This is a genomic window from Ectobacillus sp. OTK (genome assembly GCF_059698935.1).
Map to the genome: position 1 here is coordinate 4206201 of NZ_AP048547.1, position 18334 is coordinate 4224534.

Here is an 18334-nt window from a genome sequence, read left to right on the forward strand (position 1 = left end):
AAATAGTCCCTTTCCTTTATTGCATAATCTCAAAATTTATTACAATTCCTTTACGATGTTTCAATCTGATAAAAAGGTACTAAAAACCAAGCACAATTCATTGAGTATTGCGATAAAAGGCCTTACAATAAAGAAGGAACCAAGGAGCTAGAAAAAATTTCAAAAAGAGGGGTTATTATGAACAACCTGACGATCATGCAAATTGTGCAGGCGTTGAAATCTTTCGGCTTTGAGGATGTCGAGTATTGCAAGAAAACAAAACAATTCCACTTCCATAATAACTCAGATATTATGAACAACTACGTGACAATTATATACAGCAAAGCTTTTAAAAAGTTCAACGTCTGCATGTATCCGATTGAAACCTCTAACATTGTAGAACTGAAAGAGGTAGCAAAGCGGCTGGAGATGTGTACATTCCTTGTGGAGAAACTCAATCGTATTCTAAACAAGCAGCCACAAACGGACACAAAAAAACTCGTTATTCATCTATAACGAGTTTTTTTATGTCCGATAAAGAAGACTCGCCGATTGGCGAGCCGTTAGGCGAAGACAGAGGCGTAGTTGCCCTTACACTTTATTCCTAAAATTTCCTGCTGCATCGAATGAACTTCTAGCTGAAAATTTATGCTTTCTTAAAGTGTAAAATTATCGGATCGATACCGCTCCGTCAGTTACCTGCTCCAAAAGCTCCATTGCTTCCCCAAACGTTACATCAAAGATGCTTGTTTCTCTGTCGATGTATGGAAAGTGCGGCAGCCGCTTTTCCATTTTTTTCGTAACCTCTCCTGTAAATTGTGCACTGCTTACACCAAACTCCGTTTCAAGCAGTACAATCCAGTCAAGAAGATGAAACCCTAATCCGTTAATAAATGAAATGAGCTGCTTGCGCGGATGCTCAGCTGAAAAAACAGAACGCTCCATAATCTCAAAGAGATTCTCGCCCAGTATCCCCTCCAGTTCGTCATCGTGCTCCCGCTCCAAAACAGCCTCGTATCCGTAGTCATCCATCAATTCTTCGACTTCTTCACTATCTGGAAATAATAGCTGCTCTCGCGTTGCATCACGTTTGAGTTCGCTTTGGCGGACAACGTCCAAAAATTTTGTATTCCACTGATCCTGTACATTCATTTCTTTATCTCCCTTATGTATATTCCTATATAGTGTAAACCATTTTTCCTTATTACAAAACAAGGACTCATCCAACAGGTATATACTCCACCTTTTGAATGAGTCCTTTTGAGTCACTTATCTATTATTTTTTCAATTTAGCCCAAGTTGCATCAAGAGCCTTCATAGTCTCTTCTTCAGATGCTTTTCCACCAACATACGTTTGTAAAGTTGCACCAAATTGCTGTGCTGCACCATCTGGATATTTCGGGAACTGCCAAGAGAAGGTTTTTCCTTCTTTAGAATATTTCACAAGTTCTGCACCTAATGGTCCGATATCTTCTGCTTTTGCTTCAATTGTTTTGAAGGCCGGGATATATTTGAACTCTTCCACCATTGCTTTCTTTCCTGCTTCAGAGGACACGATCCAGTTTAAGAATTCCTTTGCAGCCTTTTTGTCTGCTTCAGGTGCCCCGTTGTGAATTACCCAGCTGTTTGGTACGTCAACTGCCAGCTTATCGGAAGCAGCAGCGTCATTGCTAAGAGGCATTGGCAGGATGCCGACATCCATGTTTGGCTTTAGCTTATCAAGCATTGGTTGAATCCAGTTCCCTTGCTGAATCATCGCAGCCTCGCCGCTCGCAAACAATGTAACTTGTGTGTTGTAGTCTGTTGTTAATGGGTTTGCATTGCCGTATTTGATTGTTAAGTCTAATAGGTCGAAGTATTTCTTGAATTGTTCATTTCCTTCAATCTTACCTGTACCGTCATTTAAGCTCTTAACAAATGCATCCGGATCTGCCTGCGTTGTAAATGGCATATTCAAGCCGTGGTTTCCTAGTACCCACCACTCCGCATATCCGATTGAGAATGGGGTAATACCGGCAGCCTTTAGCTTTTTCGCTGCTTCCTCTAGCTGATCCATTGTTTTTGGCAGCTCTGTAATGCCAGCTTTTTTGAATAATTCTTTATTGTAGATAAAGCCATAGCCTTCTAGGTTAGCTGGCTGTCCATAAATTTTTCCGTCTAGTGTCGTTGGCTTTAATGCACTTTCATATGCATCCTTTACCCATGGCTGGTCAGATAAATCCTCTAACTTATCCTTCCATGTTATAGTGGATTGGTAGCCTTCGATCGTAAAGATATCAGGCGCGCTTCCCGAAGCAAACTTCGCTTTTAATGCTGCTGAAGCATCTGCACCGCCGCCCACTGTTTGCAGATTGAATGTAACATTTGGATGCTCTTTTGTATATTGATCTGTTAGCGCTTTCAATTGATCGGCAATTTCAACCTTTCCTTGGAACAAGTCAATAACAACTTTATCGCCTGTTCCGCCGGCAGTATCTTTTTTCTCTCCTGTTGTCTTATCGTTAGAACAACCTGCTGCTAAAAGCAAAGATAATGACAATGCACCTGCTGCGAATGGAAATTTTTTCATGTTTATTTACCCCCTAGTATATATATCTAATTTATCTCTATCATATGTCTACCCATCCTATGGGGCAGACATATGATATTAACCGCATTTCCCGGCTTATTTAATTGAGCCGCTTGTAATACCTTTAATAATGTGCTTCTGCATCGAGAAGAAGAAGATTAATAATGGAATAATGCTGATCACTAATGCTGCTAGTGCCATATCCCATTGCTTCGTATATTGACCGAAGAAGAAGAACGTCGCTAACGGGATTGTTCGTAATTCTGGGTCTTGTAATACAAGCATTGGCAATAAGAAGTCATTCCAAATCCATAAGCTGTTCAAAATGATAATCGTAACTGTAATCGGTTTTAATAACGGGAATACAATTCTCCAGAACACCCCAAGCGGTGAACAGCCATCAATAATTGCCGCCTCTTCAAGCTCTACCGGAATGCCTTTAATAAAACCGTGGTACAAGAAGATTGCCATCCCGGATCCAAATCCTAGATACATAAAGACCAATCCCCAAATGCTGTTGAGCATCCCAAGATTCCCCGCTACCTTGATAAGCGGAATCATAATGGACTGGAATGGGATGACCATCGCCGCTACAAACGTCATAAAGATGATATTACTAATTTTCTTTTTCGTTCTTACAAGCATATAGGCTGCCATCGAACAGAACACCACAATAATAACGTTACTAGCTACTGTAATGATGAGTGAGTTGAAAAATACCTTCAAATAATCCATCTGCTGAAATGCGTTCACATAGTTTTTAAACTGCAGGACAGATGGCAGAGCGGATGTATTCATTAAAATCTCAGAGAAAGATTTTAAAGAGTTCGTTACGACATAATAGAACGGAATTAGAAAGACAAGACCGATCAAAATGGCGATGATTTCAAGGATAAATAATTTTCCAGTATACTTATTTCCCATTATGATTCAATCTCCTTTCTCTTCGTGTACGTAACTTGAATCACTGTAATGAGCGCTACTACGATAAAGAACACTAATGCTTTTGCTTCTCCAAGGCCGTAGCGGTTGTTGACAAACGCTTCTGTGTAAATATTAAGCGCTAACATTTCTGTTGATTTAAATGGACCACCGTTTGTTAACGATAGGTTGACATCAAAGATTTTAAATGATGATGAAATGGTAAGGAATAAACAGATTGTGACAGCCGGCGCTACCATTGGTAATGTGATGTGGCGAAGCACCTGCCAGCGGTTCGCTCCATCAATTGTTGCTGCTTCAATCAACTCCTGCGGTACGTTTTGCAGAGCCGCTGTGTAAATTAGCATCAGATAACCCGCACCTTGCCATACGCTGACAATGACAATGCCCCAGAAGGCTGTTTTTTCATCCCCAAGCCAAGACAATTTAAAGAAAGAAAGACCTGTCAGCTGTCCAATTGATGCAAAGCCTTTGATAAAAATGAACTGCCAAATAAATCCAAGCAACAAGCCTCCGATTAAGTTCGGCAAGAAAAACACTGTGCGCAGCACATTTCTTGTTTTCAGCATTCTCGTCACAATCAATGCGAGTCCAAAGCCTACTGCATTTGTAAGGATAATTGCGATAACCGTATAACGAAGTGTTAGCCAAAAGGATGTTTGAAACTGCTTGTCTTCTGTAAATAAATATTTAAAGTTATCGAGTCCAACCCACTTCACGGTACCCGTGATCCCATTCCAATCGGTAAATGCGTAATACATCCCTGTGAAAAATGGAATTAAGACGATCAGGGTAAAGGCTAAAAAGGCTGGCCCAACAAATAGTGCGAACAATCCTGCTTGTTTCAGCTTCCTTTGCTTCAGCAAGGTAGCTGCCTCAGAAACCTTAGTATGTTTCCCGTTATTCAGGGTTGTCACATTTGCATTTTCCAATTTACTCTGATTATTCATCAACTGCACCTCCGATATCTTTATTTTAAAGGATAGCAGAAATAATGAAACGGCTTACATTGACCGATAGGGTGTAAAATATTGAACACACTCTAAAATTGATCTCTTGTTAGGTGCAGCAAATATTGATAAAGTCAAGATGTTGCTAAGCGATTCTGTACCAGTTAAAACCGGTTCCGATTTATGCTACAATGAAAAAACATATGTATGCTCTAGAATATTTAAAAGACTTATGAGAAGGAGGAGTGGTTAGTTTCGTATGATGTTTTGTACTGCTATACACCTTAAACTAACCAAAATGATATGGGATGGAGTATTCGTAAAAAACTTATTATCTTTCTAATGATTGTAACCGTCCTCCCTTTTGGGTCAGCCATCGCAATCACATACTATCATACAAAGGAGTCTCTTAAGGATCGTTTTGTTTCAACCAATCATGATGTAATTGAAAGCGGGAAACAGGATATTACAACCTATTTACAGGATATCGCCCAAATCACAACAACACTGTACACATATAACCCGCTTATGAATACCTTAAGGGCCGGGATTTCCAGCAATTTAGAACAAAACCAGGAAGAAGTGAACAGAGTACTCTTGTATTTGTATAATACGCGTCCTGAATTTGAACAATTGCATCTGTATATTCATGAGGGAAAGGACTCCTATACGAACTACCATTGGAATGTAAGCGGACGCGGGAGATATGAGGATGTCTTTTCACATCCATACTATTTTCGATTAATTACATCCCATAACTATACTGAAATTGAACCGCCGCATGAAATCTATAGCTATAACAATTTATCTGTTATTCCGGATTCAGAAAAGAAAAAGGTTTTAAGCTTTCATAATATAATAAAAAATGTCCCCTCCGAAGATTTTTTAGGCTTTTTATCCATTGATATTAACCTTTCGCAGCTCGGTGCAATCGCCGATCGTTTATATATGAAAGGAGCGGAAAATTTTTATATTATGAATGAAAATGGAGTAATCATTTACTCCTCTGAAGAAAAGTTAATAGGAACAGAAAATAATCAAAAATGGTTTCAAAATGTGAAAAAGGCGCCTTTATCAAGTCACAGCTTGGAATGGAAGGATAAGCAGTTTTCTGGTGTGATTGTTCATGAGAGGTTTTCCGCACCATTTAAAGACTGGTATATTGTAAAAAGAATTCCTTATGATTTTCTATATCAAAGCGCTAGGGAAACTGCCTTTATTAATATTTTAATTGGTATTGTTACATTAATTATCGTTGTATTGGCCACTATGGTTATTTCCTTCAAATTCACCTCACCGATTAAGGTATTAATCGCAAATATGAAGAGGGTGGAAAAAGGCGAATTTCAAGCTGATTTTGATTCATTAGGAAACGATGAATTTGGAATGCTCGGCAGGCATTTCAAATTAATGATTGCTACGATTAATGACTTGATTCAGCGGGAATATAAATTGGAGCTTGAAAATAAACGCTCGCAATTGCAGGTATTGCAATCACAAATTAATCCGCATTTTCTGTATAATGCCCTTCAGTCTATCGGTACGCTGGCTTTAAAGCATAAAGCAGTTCAAGTATACTCCCTGCTAACTTCTTTATCGAAGATTATGAGATATAGCTTAAATATGAAGGATGATATTGTACCGTTTGCACAAGAGGTGCAGCATGTGAAGGATTACTTGACTTTACAAAAACAACGATTTGGCGATCAGCTTGAATATGAACTGCATATTCAACCTGAATTAGAAGATGTTTTTGTACCAAAAATGATGTTGCAGCCAATTATAGAAAATTGCTTTAAGCACGGATTTGATCAGCAAACAGAAACAGCCCTTATTCATATCGACGCTCATTTGCAGGACCACAAAATCGTTTACATTAATATAACGGATAATGGAAGAGGAATGAATGGCGAGCAGGTAAAAAGGCTTCAGCAAGGATTGATAGAACGATCTCCTACTACCACAAAGCAAGGAGAATCGATTGGTTTAAAAAATATCTATGATCGCTTACAGATTTACTACAATAATGAGGCAAAAATGCTCATTACAAGTGATGAAAACAGCGGATTTACGGTTATGATCGAAATACCAAAGACCTTAAGCAAGGAGATGCAACCCTCATGAAAGTACTAATTGTAGATGATGAACAGCATGTTCGGGAGGGGATACGGCTGCTAGGAGATTGGGAACGGTATGGAATTGATCAAATTTATGAAGCAGCAAATGGAGAAGAGGCCCTCTCTCTCATTCAAACATATAAACCAGCTATCATTTTTTCAGATATGAAGATGCCAAAGATGGATGGCATCGAGCTGCTGGAGAAGATTAAAGAACAACACCCAACGAGCAAGACGATTTGTGTAACCGGATATGACGACTATCACTATATGAGAAAAGCCATTCACTTTGGGAGCTTTGATTATATTTTAAAGCCCATTGATCCAGAGATTTTAAATCAAACGTTAGAAAATGCGGTAATAGAATGGAAAAAAGAAGAAGCTGAGCGAAAGAAACATCAAAGCAGCCATCAATTAATTAATGAAATGAAGCCGATTTATCGGGATCGAATGCTTACCAAATTTATAAATAACGATACCATTAAGGAAAACGTATATGAAGAGCTTGGATTTCATTTATCCCAAGATTATATGGCTGCTCTTGTCAGAATAAGCGGCAGAACGATTGCAGAATTCCAAGGTGACCGGGATTTAACCTACTTTACTGTATTGAACGTGATTAATGAAATAGTAACGAAAAATGACTGCGGTATTGGTTTTCGTTATTTATCCAATAAAGGCGAAGTGATTATTATATTCTGGGACAAATTTGAGCAAATATCCGAATTGCTAGTACGCATTTATCAGGCTTTAAGGGATGTACTGCACGTGTCTTGTCCGATCGCCTTAGGAAGCCCAGTGAATCACAGCTCCAAATTGATTGATTCTTACCATTATGCCAAACAGCTTTTATTAAACAGTAATATACTGAGCACAAACGAGGAAAAAGTCTATGTACACAAAATTCCAGCTGAGACTGATGTAAAGAGTTTAATGGCTTATTCTTCTGATATTGAACTGGCTGTACAGGCTGGTGAAATAGGAGCATTTGAGGAAATCATTGAACGAATTACGAAGGAATTTACGCAAAACGGGTTCTTATCATTAAAACAGCTTATGCATTTTGAAAAGGAATATCAAGTTATAAGCAATCGGTGGATTAAAAAATATGAGCTTCCTTCCGCTGTAACAGAGACTGATACTGGGCATATTGACCTTTTCTTCGATCAAAACGGTACCTTTCAATTAGAAAAATATATTGAAAGAAAAAAACGAGAGATTTCTCTCTTCTTAACTAGAATAAAACGACGATCGCTGCAGAAAAACATCAATATTATTTACGACATTGAAAAATACCTTCAGGCTAACTTCGATCGAGATGTAAAGCTTCAAGAGATAGCAGATCGCTTTTATTTAAGCAGAGAGTATATCTCAAGGAAATTCAAGCAAGAATTCAAGGAGAATATCTCTGATTATGTCGTAAAGATTCGAATGAATCGAGCAAAGGCTTTATTAAAAAATAAGGATTTCAAAATTTATGAAATTGCCCATATGATTGGATATCAAGATGATAAATATTTCCGTAAAGTATTTAAAAAGGTCGAGGGTCTCACTCCAAATGAGTATCGCTCCCTCCTATTTGAATCCAAATAACAGCCAACGTTAAAAAAGTGAATATGCAAAATGGCTTAAACAGGATACCTGCTCGTTTTAGAAGCAATCGCCGATGTATTATTTTTTCAACTTGGCCCAGTTTCAAATGAAGTTTCCTATCGTTTGTTCAGTAAACGAGTAGTCCTGATACTTTATACTCAAAATTTCTCACTACATCAAATCGCTGCCCATCTTGGAAATGTATACTTTTCTAAAGCACAAAATAGGGCTGCCTCAAAAGGTGCATCATACTCCTTTTGAAGCAGCCCTATTCGTTTTACTGTGCAACAGTTCGTTTATTTACGATTTTTCCATCACCTGTAATTTCCACATCATAGGAAATCGATTGTAAATACTGGTACATCGCAGCCTTTTCCTGTCCATCTATCGGTTGAATCTGATTGCCGCGAATGACATATGGCGAGAACGACATCTGAATGTCCTTTCCCTTACACGTGAGCGTTAACACACCTGTTTCAGCAGAATGTCCTTTTACGTATTCTGGAAATAGAAAGTTTCCAAGCGAATATGCAACCGGAACCCCATTGTAATATTCAAAGCCTTGCAGCCAGTGCGGATGGCTTCCAACAATCGCATTCGCTCCTGCTTCCGTCATCTTTGCCACATATTCCTTTTGATAAGCAGCCGGTGTATTTGTCTGCTCTACACCCCAGTGCATATATACAATTAGATAATCTGCATCGCCTTTTTGTTCTTTAATGGTTTTTGTTACTACATTTAAATCGTAGCCGCCAGCCACGCCAGGCGTTGTGCCCGTTGCTGTCCAGTCTGCACTTGGCATAAAACGAACGAAAGAAAGAAACTTAATTTTCTTCCCTTTAATTGTGACCTCCTTCGCTGCATAGGCCTCCGCTGCATTCCGGCCTACTCCCACGTATTGCAGCCCGGCACCTTCAGCATTGGCAATAGAGTCCAGTAATGCTCCTCTGCCATAATCTAATGAATGATTATTCCCTAAGGATACAATATCATAGCCTGTATTTTTAATAGCATTGATTGTTGCTGGATCGCTTTTAATCCAAAACTTTTGCCCTGGAATCCTTTGAGTGCGCGTGGTAAATGACGTTTCCAAATTTACAAATGCATAATCAGCACTTTCAATTTGCGGTTTGACGTATTGAAAAGGGAAATCCGCTCCCTTTTGTGCTACAACAGGACGCAGCGCCCAATCAAACATTGTATCCCCTGAAAAAACAAGTTTGATTTCAGGATCCTCCTGCGGAACCGGCTCTGGAGACTTAGGCTCAGGAGTTTCTGTTTTCACTTCATTTGCTACAGCTGTTGTACGCTTAGCACCGATCTCTTGTTTTCCCCCTGCACTATACCACCACGAAATTCCTCCTGCGGCAACAGCCGTAGAAACTAAAAAAATAGAAAGTGACAACCTTATCTTCTTTTTCCTCTTCCTCGTTCTGTTTCGTCTCGGAATCATGATCGATACCCCTTTTTCTATTCTTTGAATCTACTATCAGCATAACATAAAAGTTGGTAACGGAATACGGTTTCACATTAGTAACAGGAAATGGGAGATATGTAATAGATTACAAGATTAATTTTGTATATGAACAATTCTAAGGAGACAAAAGCTAGAAGAAACGATATGCAGCATATTGCTGCATGTCGTTAAATGAAGAGGAATTCCGCAACCCGCTGATTGAAAAAAAGAAAGGCAAAATCAAAATATTACAAACGATGTTCTCCTAAACTCTGTTTTCTCTGTACAGCTTCTCTGATAGAATAGCTAACTCTGCTGCAAGCTCCAGCCTCTTTAGCTTTCTTTCGTGTAAAAAAGGGCTGATTGCACAAAACAAAAAGCTCCCAATATAAGATAAAATACATAAAACGACAATAATATTTCCAAAGAGATGCATCCCCATATTCTACACTCCTCTACACTCACCTGAGCCGGAAAACAATGAACGGACAGTCCAAAATCTAAAGGTAACGATTCCATACTTTTTTATGCTGTATAATACAATCAACTGTTCACAGCTTCTTGCCTTTACATTATATGATGGTGAAATAAACTGGAATTCCCCATTAAATATCCCTATTGTAGCATACATCCTTGCTTCATTCGACTATTTTTTCTTTTTTACCGTTCCTGCTTCTTACACATTATGATGTTTGGCTATACAAGTACAATTGCTAAAGCAAGATAGAAAGATTTCTTTTTCCTAACTCAGTCCTATTGTATAATTATAACAGAATGTAAATAAAGTAGGGATATACGATGTATATGTATACGATTTGTTTTATAAAGCGAGGCAAAGAGCTGCTTCTCTTAAACCGTAACTTTTCACCAAATATGGGACTATGGAACGGGGTAGGCGGAAAGCTGAATACCGGGGAATCACCAGAGGCTGGTGTTTTGCGGGAAGTCTATGAAGAAACCCATATTTCTCTTCCTTCTGTTACCTATAAAGGTGTGGTGACTTGGAGCGAAAATGAGACATATTATGGAGGCATGCATTTATTTCTTGCTGAAGTACCAGACTCTTTTTGTTATGATACTCCTGTTGCCATGACAGAAGGTATTCTTGACTGGAAGCCTCTTGCCTGGATTTTCAACCCGGATAATAACGGAGTCGTAAGCAATCTATGCATATTTCTACCTCATGCCCTCAGTCACTCGGCCTTGTATGAGTATGCTTGTATGTATGAGGGTAAGCGGCTTATAGACTGTAAAATAAAAGAGTTGAAATCAACAATATGCACACGAAAAAAATGACCCAATAAAAGGTCATTTTTTTCGTGCATTCTCCAGATAGCCCATAATCTCCTCAAGGCAGTTTTCTGCAGAATAGCGCAGCATATTCTCTTTATAGTGAAGACGGTTTTTCTGAACATGCTGTACCGCTTCAATTAACGTATCCTTTTCCAGATTTTCCTCATATAGCACATGGCAATACCCCTTTTTCTCAAATGCCTGCGCGTTTAAAATTTGGTCTCCGCGGCTGGCTGCTTTCGAGAGAGGAATGAGAATCATTGGCTTTTTCAATGTGAGAAACTCAAAGATGGAGTTAGAGCCAGCGCGCGAAATGACAAGGTCAGCTGCGGCCAATACATCAGGGAGCTCACTGCTTATGTACTCAAATTGTCGGTAGCCCTCAGTTCCTTCTAAACTTTCATCCTTATTCCCTTTACCGCATAAATGAACAACCTGATAGTTTTGCAGCAGCTCCGGTAAAGCCGCTCTAACTGCTTCATTAATTCGCTTTGCTCCTAAGCTTCCGCCCATCACAATGATAATAGGCTTACGCGGAGTAAATCCAAGCAGCGTCAATCCTTTTTCACGCTTTCCTTTTAACAAATCCTCTCGAATCGGTGAACCAGTGTAAATTACCTTTTCCTTTGGAAGATGCGCTTTCGCTTCCTCAAAGGTTACAAAAATGTTCGTCGCAAATCGAAGTGCAATTTTATTAGCCAGTCCCGGTGTAATATCCGATTCGTGCAAAAATACCGGCACTTTGTTGAGCCACGCCCCAATTACGACCGGAACGGAGACAAAGCCGCCCTTTGAAAACACAACATCCGGCTTATGCTTGCGTATAAGCGCGTATGCTTCCATGATACCCTTCATTACCTTAAACGGATCTTTAAAGTTTTTTAAATCAAAATATCTGCGCAGCTTTCCGCTTGAAATCCCTGTATACGGAATACCCGCTCCCTCTACAATTCCTTTTTCAATGCCGTCCTTTGAACCGATATAATGAACGTTCCAGCTGCGTTGCTGTAATTTCGGAATGAGCGCTAAATTCGGCGTTACATGTCCGGCAGACCCTCCGCCTGTAAACACGATTTTTTTCATGTTGGCAGCTCCTTTATGAACAGATTTCCTTATCCATTATACTATATACCGTCAAGTTTCAAAGGTTTTATTCCTACTATGGGCGTTAGTGAAAGAAAAAACGCCCCCTCCTGGCAAGCGGCGGGAGCGCTTTTTCTTATTAAATAGGCTCTTTTCTAAACAATTGCTGCTGTAGAAATAAAAGAACGTGTTTCGATACAAGCAAGAAGCTATTCGCCTCTTGCAGTCGACCTCTCACTTCTGACTTCCCGCCTCTTCGCACAGTGCTGCTGTACGAGATGCAAAAGCGGTAATCTACCCGAAAATAGCCATTAAATAACACTAAAGTAGCTAGCCTTCGGATGAGCAAATACCATCGCAGTAACAGACGCTTCCGGCTCCATCATATGTCCTTCCGTTAATTGAATCCCGATTTCCTCTGGTCGAATTAAACGGAATAGCTTTTCTTGATCGGACAACTCTGGACAAGCCGGATAGCCGAATGATACACGAATACCTTGATATTTCGCACGGAAGCGTTCATCCATTGTCATGCTTGCCGGATCTGGGAAGCCCCAACGGTCACGAATGAGCATATGCGTCCGTTCAGCCAGTCCTTCCGCCAGCTCAAGCGCCAACGATTGGATCGCATGGCTGCGCAAATAATCGCCTTTTTGCTTCCATTCCTCAGCTACTTCTCTTACTCCTGCTCCAACAGTTACGGAGAAAAACGCCACATAATCCATTTCGTCTCCAACTGGGCGTAAATAATCGCCAAGCGTACGGTACGGCGCCTTCATTTGTCTTGGGAACGTAAATGTTTCAAGCACGCGAGATGTATCCTCTGGGTCATAAATAAGAATCTCCTGACCGTTGCTTTGCGCTGGGAAGAATTGATACACAGCCTGCGGACGAAGCCAAGATTCGCCTTGCTGCAGCAATTCATCAATTAAATCGTTCAACTCATGCGTACGCTTGTCGCCTTCTTTTAGCAGCTTTTTCACTTGACCTTTCACACCAAGGTGGTGACCAAGCAGCATTTGGCGGTTTACAAACGGTGCCACATGAGATGCTGGAATATCACGAAGCACAACGCGCTTTGTAGAATCCGGAACCATCACTGGTGCTGGCGGAAGCTTCTCGATTTCCTTTGGAATTTCTACAACCTTTTCTTCCTTCACAACAATTGTCTGCAGCTTTTCCTGCTTTTGCTGCGCCAGCTTCTCCCGCTCTTCCTCATGCTGCAGGCGATTCGCAAGATCTAAACCATTCATCGCATCGCTTGCGTACAATACAAGACCTTCATAGGATGGGGAAATACGCGTTTCCGTAAATTTACGTGTAAGCGCCGCACCGCCTACTAAGATTGGGATATGAATATCAGCAGCCTTTAAGTCCTCAGCTGTTAATACCATCTGTTGTGCGGATTTTACTAGAAGCCCAGACAAGCCGATAATATCAGGCTTATGCTCCTTCGCCTGCTGCACAAGCTGATCAGAGCGGACGTTAATACCAAGATTCACAATCTCAAAGCCGTTGTTAGCTAAGATAATTTCAACAAGGTTTTTGCCGATATCATGCACGTCGCCCTTAACTGTCGCAAGCATGACTTTTCCTTTTTTCGCAACATCTGCCGTTTCCATATGCGGTTCTAAATAGGAAACAGCTGCCTTCATGCTTTCCGCGCTTTGCAATACCTCAGCAACGATCAGCTCATTGTTGTTAAATAAACGGCCAACCTCGTCCATACCTGTCATCAGCGGTCCATTTACAATATCAAGAGGTTTGCGGCCTTCATCAAGAGCGATTTGTAAATCATCATATAAGCCTTGCTTCGTGCCCTCTACAATGTAACGCGCTAGACGCTCATCAAGCGTTAAGCTTTCACGAGAAACCTCTTCCTTCTTCTTAGCCACACGGTAGAATGCCGTAAACTCCTCAAGTGTTTCTGTGCTCGTTTCAAATAAAAGACGATCGCTTAGCAGCTTTTCTTCATCCGGAATCGAAGCGAAGCGCTCTAGCTTTTCTGTGTTAACAATAGCGTAGTCAAGCCCAGCCTTCGTACAGTGATGCAGGAACACAGAATTCAGTACTTCGCGTCCAGCAGGAGGAAGACCAAAGGAGATATTACTTACGCCAAGAATCGTCAAGCATTCCGGCATAGCCTCCTTAATTAACCGAACACCTTCTACCGTCGCATTTGCAGAACCGATATATTCCTCATCCCCTGTTCCAACCGGGAATACAAGCGGGTCAAAAATAATATCAGACGGACGGATGCCGTATTTAGTCGTTAATAAATCGTAGCTGCGCTTTGCAATTTCAAGCTTCCGCTCCGCGCTAACTGCCATCCCCTGCTCGTCAATCGTACCGACAACAAGAGCAGCACCATATCGTTTCGCAAGCGGCACAACCTTTTCAAAGCGTTCTTCCCCGTTTTCTAGGTTAATAGAGTTGATGATCGCTTTTCCTTGGGAATACGTTAAGGCACGTTCAATAACCGCTTCGTCAGTAGAGTCGATCATCAGCGGAGCTTTAATCATTTTTGTTACATATTGTAAAAATGTCTCCATATCCTGCATTTCGTCACGATCCGGATCCGCCATACAAACATCGATTACGTGAGCATTCCGTTTCACTTGGGCGCGGGCAATTTCAGCCGCCTCCTCAAACTTCCCTTCCGCAATCATACGTTTAAACGCTCTAGATCCGATAACGTTTGTCCGTTCTCCAACAAACAAAGGGCGCATAGAGTCATCGTATTGCAATGACTCTAAACCGCTGACAGCATGTCCGGAGCGGGCTGTTTTCTTGCGCGGCTGGGACTGCTCCAGCACTTCTTTCATCGCGCGAATATGATCCGGCGTTGTACCGCAGCAGCCGCCGACAATATTTACCCAGCCTTCGTCCGCAAATGCCTTTACTTTATGAGCGAGCGATTGCGGCGATTCATGGTAATGTCCATCCTCATCCGGCAAACCGGCATTTGGATAACAAGAAATATAGCACTCGGAAAGTGTATCTAATGAACGAATATGATCGCGCATGAATTCTGGTCCGGTCGCACAGTTTAATCCAACAGACAGCGGCTTTAAATGTTCGATAGAAAGATAAAACGCCTCGATCGTTTGACCCGCAAGCGTCGTTCCCATCGGCTCAATCGTTCCGGAAATCATAAGAGGCACCTTCACGCCAAGCTCCTCAAATGCCTTTTCAATGCCGATGCAGGCAGCCTTTACGTTACGCATATCTTGGCTTGTTTCAACTAAAAGCAAATCTACCCCGCCGCGCAATAAGCCGCGCGCTTGGCGATGATACGCCTCGATTAACTCATCAAACGTAACACCGCCCGTTACGCTGATCGCCTTTGTTGTCGGCCCCATTGCACCGGCCACGTATGCTTCCTTGCCGCACTCTAACACGGCTTGCTTTGCCAACTTCGCTGCAATCACGTTCAGCTCTTCATCCAGATGCTGCAGGTTATAGTCGCTTAGTACGATATTTGTCGCACCAAATGTGTTCGTTTCAATGATATCAGCGCCTGCTTCAACGTATGCCTTATGAATATTTACAATGACATCGGGGCGCGTCATAACTAAATATTCATTACAGCCTTCATATTCCTCGCCGCCGAAATCATCCGCGTTCAAATCAGCTTGTTGAATCATTGTCCCCATCGCACCGTCTAGTATTAATATGCGTTCTTCAAGCGCTTGTTCGATTGGTTTCATGCGTTTAGTTCCTCTCTTTGCTCTTGTTTTTCTCTTACATAGCGGACGAGCGTTTCCGTCATTTCATATCGCAAGAAAGGCGTAATTAAATAAATGCCTTTAAACAGCTTCATTGCTTCATCTACAAGCTCTTCGGAAAGACGAATGCCTTCCTGAGCCGCTTCCTGCGGCGTAGCATGGCCATCCATACGGCGGCGCACTTCCTCAGGCAATGTAATACCTGGTACTTCATAATGCAGAAAATCTGCATTTTTCTTGCTGACAAGCGGCATAATCCCAACGTACACAGGCTGCTCGATATGCTTTGTCGCTTCGTATGTTCTATAGAGCACGTCCAAATCATAAATTGGCTGCGTTAAAAAGTAATCCGCACCCGCTTCTATTTTTTTCTCCATTCTTCGTACAGCCGCATCCAAATGACGTACATTTGGGTTAAAGGCAGCCGCTACTGAGAAGGTCGTAGCTTGTCCAATCGTTTTTCCTAAAGGCGAGCGTCCTTGATTCATTTCCTTAATCATGCGAATGAGCTCAAAGGAAGAAACATCATATACAGATGTTGCCCCAGGAAAATCACCGACTCTTGCAGGGTCGCCTGTGAGCGCAAGCACCTCATGAAGACCTAAAGCCGATAATCCAAGCAAATGGGATTGCAGTCCGATTAAATTATGGTCACGGCACGTTAAATGCGTGAGTACCGGAATATCGTTACGAGTTAGAAGCGCGCCCATCGCCATATTAGAAACGCGAGGACTAGCCAGTGAATTGTCAGCAAGCGTAACCGCATCAGCTCCTGCGCGTTTTAACGCCTTTGCCCCTTCAAAGAAAAGCTGCGTATTCAGTGTTTTTGGCGGATCCAGCTCAACGATAATCGTTGTATCCTTTTTTGCCTTTTCTGCCAGCGTAGCCTTCTGAATCGAAGGCGCCTCTTTTACAACAACAGGAGCCGGACGAACGTGACGCTCTTTCTCAAGAACCGGTGCAGCACCTGCAAGCACTCGTTTCATCGCTCTTATATGTTCAGGTGTCGTACCGCAGCAGCCTCCTAAAAGACGTACTCCCTGCTTTACAAACTGCTCCGCTGTATCCTCAAAGTATTTTACAGTTCCTTCGTAAGTGTAACGACCATCTGCATATTTCGGCAAGCCTGCATTTGGATATGCAGATAAATACCCTTTTTCTGGAATGGATACCAATTGCAATGATTCAATCATATGAAGAGGACCAAGACGACAATTGAGACCCACAACATCCGCTCCTTGCTCAAGAAGCTCCGCTAAAATCGTTTCTGCATATGTTCCGCTTTGCGTAAGTCCTGCTTCGTGCAAAGCAAGCTGCGCAACAATCGGTACATTCGTTTCTTTTCGTAAAATACGGAGCGCGTGCAGCAGCTCTGTTTCATCGTAAAACGTTTCAAGCAAAAGGCCGTCTATCCCTTCTCCAAGCAAGGCATTTGCCTGCTCCATCAGCATAAACTCACGTTCTACCTCATTAATTGTAACACCGCCGATATGCTTCATACCGCCGATTGTACCAATAATCAATGTGTCTTTATTAGCCGCTTGCTTCGCATTTTGTACAGCTGCACGGTTAATGCGGGAGACTTGGTCCCCTAAGCCGTGCATGCGAAGCTTTCCTTCGTTTGCTCCGTACGTATTCGTTTGAATGACATCCGCGCCAGCTTCTACATATTGCCGATGAATATCAATAATTCGCTCCGGATCCGTTACGTTTAACTCCTCAAAGCAGCTTTGCAAGCCATGTGAATATAAAAGTGTTCCCATCGCACCGTCCCCGAGCACGATGCCTCCCTTTAATCTATCTAATAGCCTCAATCTCTTCCCCTTCTTTCTCTAGTCAATATATGTGCAATTCCGTTCCCGGAAGGAAAATGCTACTACGAAAAGCGCAAGCGCCCTGCTTAGCTAGGACAGGCAAACAACCCACGCACAAAACGCCGTAGTTCGGGCGAAGCCGATTCACAGAAGCGTTCCGTGTGTTCTTTACCGTGAAAGGCGCTTTTGGCCTTTACGGCAGGCAGGTTTCCTCTTCTAAGGGCTAGCTGTGCAGACACCGCCTAATTCTTATTAAAAAACCCCCTCTTCACACAGAAAGAGGGGGTTTCATGTCCCTCTTATCATCCAGAACAGATTCGTTCTGCAGGTGTTAGCACCGTTTCAAGCATACAAACTTGAAGGTTGCCGGGCTTCATCGGGCCTTTCCCTCTGCCTCTCTCGATAAGAGCATTATATTTTCATCTAAGGTTATGATAACATAGAATCGGCATTATCGTATTCATATAGCAAATCCCAATTTTCACTTAATTTAGCATGTGTACCTCAGTTAAGTCAATGGCATTTTTTGAAATCAAAGAATTTACGGAAGATTATAAAAAGGGAATTGATTTTTATAGTGCATTTAGTATAAATTATATAGAGGATTTACAATTTTATAATTTTTCTCTTATCCAGAGAGGTCGAGGGATCTGGCCTGATGACGCCTCAGCAACCATTAACACATAGTTAAAAAGGTGCTAACTCCAGCAAATTCTAACAGAATTTGAGAGATAAGAAGGTATTCGCGCCGCGCACAAAGCCTTCTTTCACAAAAAGAAGGCTTTATTTGTTTATTTAAGGAGGACTCTA

The 18334-nt window shown here is 41.6% G+C and carries 12 protein-coding genes, 1 pseudogene and 2 riboswitches; of the genes and pseudogenes, 4 read left to right on the forward strand and 9 right to left on the reverse strand.

Annotation, left to right across the window (positions count from 1 at the left end):
- Positions 1 to 177: 177 nt before the first annotated feature.
- Entirely contained in the window at positions 178 to 495 is a 318-nt protein-coding gene (locus AC6HZ4_RS20890) for a hypothetical protein (RefSeq protein WP_497491652.1), read from the forward strand.
- A gap of 153 nt (positions 496 to 648) precedes the next feature.
- Here AC6HZ4_RS20890 and AC6HZ4_RS20895 read toward each other — a convergent pair whose 3' ends face one another.
- The 4 genes from AC6HZ4_RS20895 to AC6HZ4_RS20910 form a co-directional block, all read right to left on the reverse strand.
- Complete coding sequence (locus AC6HZ4_RS20895) at positions 649 to 1131, reverse strand: hypothetical protein (RefSeq protein ID WP_497491654.1); 483 nt, start codon at positions 1129 to 1131, stop codon at positions 649 to 651.
- Positions 1132 to 1255: 124 nt separating this feature from the next.
- Positions 1256 to 2548 (reverse strand): ABC transporter substrate-binding protein, encoded by a 1293-nt coding sequence (locus AC6HZ4_RS20900; RefSeq protein ID WP_497491656.1) that lies wholly within the window; start codon positions 2546 to 2548, stop codon positions 1256 to 1258.
- A gap of 96 nt (positions 2549 to 2644) precedes the next feature.
- The gene (locus AC6HZ4_RS20905; protein ID WP_497491658.1) at positions 2645 to 3472 is read right to left on the reverse strand and encodes a carbohydrate ABC transporter permease; all 828 of its coding nucleotides are present in this window, start codon (positions 3470 to 3472) and stop codon (positions 2645 to 2647) included.
- Positions 3472 to 4440: a carbohydrate ABC transporter permease gene (locus tag AC6HZ4_RS20910; RefSeq protein ID WP_497491660.1), complete on the reverse strand. Its 969-nt coding sequence runs from the start codon at positions 4438 to 4440 to the stop codon at positions 3472 to 3474. Before AC6HZ4_RS20910 ends, AC6HZ4_RS20905 begins: the two co-directional genes overlap by 1 nt.
- 303 nt (positions 4441 to 4743) lie before the next feature.
- On the opposite strand from AC6HZ4_RS20910, the gene AC6HZ4_RS20915 reads away from it, so the two are divergent.
- Positions 4744 to 6564, forward strand: a complete 1821-nt coding sequence (locus AC6HZ4_RS20915) for a sensor histidine kinase (protein WP_497491662.1) — start codon at positions 4744 to 4746, stop codon at positions 6562 to 6564.
- Positions 6561 to 8150 (forward strand): response regulator transcription factor, encoded by a 1590-nt coding sequence (locus tag AC6HZ4_RS20920; protein WP_497491664.1) that lies wholly within the window; start codon positions 6561 to 6563, stop codon positions 8148 to 8150. The genes AC6HZ4_RS20915 and AC6HZ4_RS20920 overlap by 4 nt, the downstream gene beginning before the upstream one ends.
- 277 nt (positions 8151 to 8427) lie before the next feature.
- On the opposite strand, the pseudogene AC6HZ4_RS20925 reads toward AC6HZ4_RS20920, so the two are convergent.
- Both AC6HZ4_RS20925 and AC6HZ4_RS20930 read right to left on the reverse strand, forming a co-directional pair.
- Positions 8428 to 9387: pseudogene (locus AC6HZ4_RS20925) on the reverse strand (CapA family protein); the annotation flags it as partial.
- 484 nt (positions 9388 to 9871) lie between these two features.
- Positions 9872 to 10048, reverse strand: a complete 177-nt coding sequence (locus tag AC6HZ4_RS20930) for a hypothetical protein (RefSeq protein ID WP_497491666.1) — start codon at positions 10046 to 10048, stop codon at positions 9872 to 9874.
- Between the two features lie 356 nt (positions 10049 to 10404).
- On the opposite strand from AC6HZ4_RS20930, the gene AC6HZ4_RS20935 reads away from it, so the two are divergent.
- Positions 10405 to 10902: an NUDIX hydrolase gene (locus AC6HZ4_RS20935; RefSeq protein WP_497491668.1), complete on the forward strand. Its 498-nt coding sequence runs from the start codon at positions 10405 to 10407 to the stop codon at positions 10900 to 10902.
- 12 nt (positions 10903 to 10914) lie between these two features.
- Here the strand turns inward: AC6HZ4_RS20935 and murG are convergent, their stop codons facing one another.
- The 3 genes from murG to AC6HZ4_RS20950 all read right to left on the reverse strand — a co-directional run bounded on the left by murG (position 10915) and on the right by AC6HZ4_RS20950 (position 17524).
- On the reverse strand, positions 10915 to 11982 hold the full coding sequence (gene murG, locus AC6HZ4_RS20940; RefSeq protein WP_497491670.1) for an undecaprenyldiphospho-muramoylpentapeptide beta-N-acetylglucosaminyltransferase: 1068 nt from the start codon (positions 11980 to 11982) through the stop codon (positions 10915 to 10917).
- Between the two features lie 311 nt (positions 11983 to 12293).
- A complete protein-coding gene (gene metH, locus AC6HZ4_RS20945; protein WP_497491672.1) occupies positions 12294 to 15692 on the reverse strand; it encodes a methionine synthase in 3399 nt (1132 codons plus the stop codon).
- The gene (locus tag AC6HZ4_RS20950; protein ID WP_497491674.1) at positions 15689 to 17524 is read right to left on the reverse strand and encodes a bifunctional homocysteine S-methyltransferase/methylenetetrahydrofolate reductase; all 1836 of its coding nucleotides are present in this window, start codon (positions 17522 to 17524) and stop codon (positions 15689 to 15691) included. Before AC6HZ4_RS20950 ends, metH begins: the two co-directional genes overlap by 4 nt.
- A 296-nt stretch (positions 17525 to 17820) precedes the next feature.
- Positions 17821 to 17933, reverse strand: a riboswitch (SAM riboswitch).
- 216 nt (positions 17934 to 18149) lie between these two features.
- A riboswitch (SAM riboswitch) is annotated at positions 18150 to 18262 on the forward strand.
- The last annotated feature ends 72 nt before the right edge of the window (positions 18263 to 18334 follow it).

Coding starts and splice junctions, on each gene's coding strand:
- AC6HZ4_RS20890 (WP_497491652.1), top strand. CDS start 178: ATGAACAACCTGACGATCATGCAAATTGTGCAGGCGTTGAAATCTTTC.
- AC6HZ4_RS20915 (WP_497491662.1), top strand. CDS start 4,744: ATGGGATGGAGTATTCGTAAAAAACTTATTATCTTTCTAATGATTGTA.
- AC6HZ4_RS20895 (WP_497491654.1), bottom strand. CDS start 1,131: ATGAATGTACAGGATCAGTGGAATACAAAATTTTTGGACGTTGTCCGC.
- metH (WP_497491672.1), bottom strand. CDS start 15,692: ATGAAACCAATCGAACAAGCGCTTGAAGAACGCATATTAATACTAGAC.
- AC6HZ4_RS20920 (WP_497491664.1), top strand. CDS start 6,561: ATGAAAGTACTAATTGTAGATGATGAACAGCATGTTCGGGAGGGGATA.
- murG (WP_497491670.1), bottom strand. CDS start 11,982: ATGAAAAAAATCGTGTTTACAGGCGGAGGGTCTGCCGGACATGTAACG.
- AC6HZ4_RS20905 (WP_497491658.1), bottom strand. CDS start 3,472: ATGGGAAATAAGTATACTGGAAAATTATTTATCCTTGAAATCATCGCC.
- AC6HZ4_RS20900 (WP_497491656.1), bottom strand. CDS start 2,548: ATGAAAAAATTTCCATTCGCAGCAGGTGCATTGTCATTATCTTTGCTT.
- AC6HZ4_RS20935 (WP_497491668.1), top strand. CDS start 10,405: ATGTATATGTATACGATTTGTTTTATAAAGCGAGGCAAAGAGCTGCTT.
- AC6HZ4_RS20910 (WP_497491660.1), bottom strand. CDS start 4,440: ATGAATAATCAGAGTAAATTGGAAAATGCAAATGTGACAACCCTGAAT.
- AC6HZ4_RS20930 (WP_497491666.1), bottom strand. CDS start 10,048: ATGGGGATGCATCTCTTTGGAAATATTATTGTCGTTTTATGTATTTTA.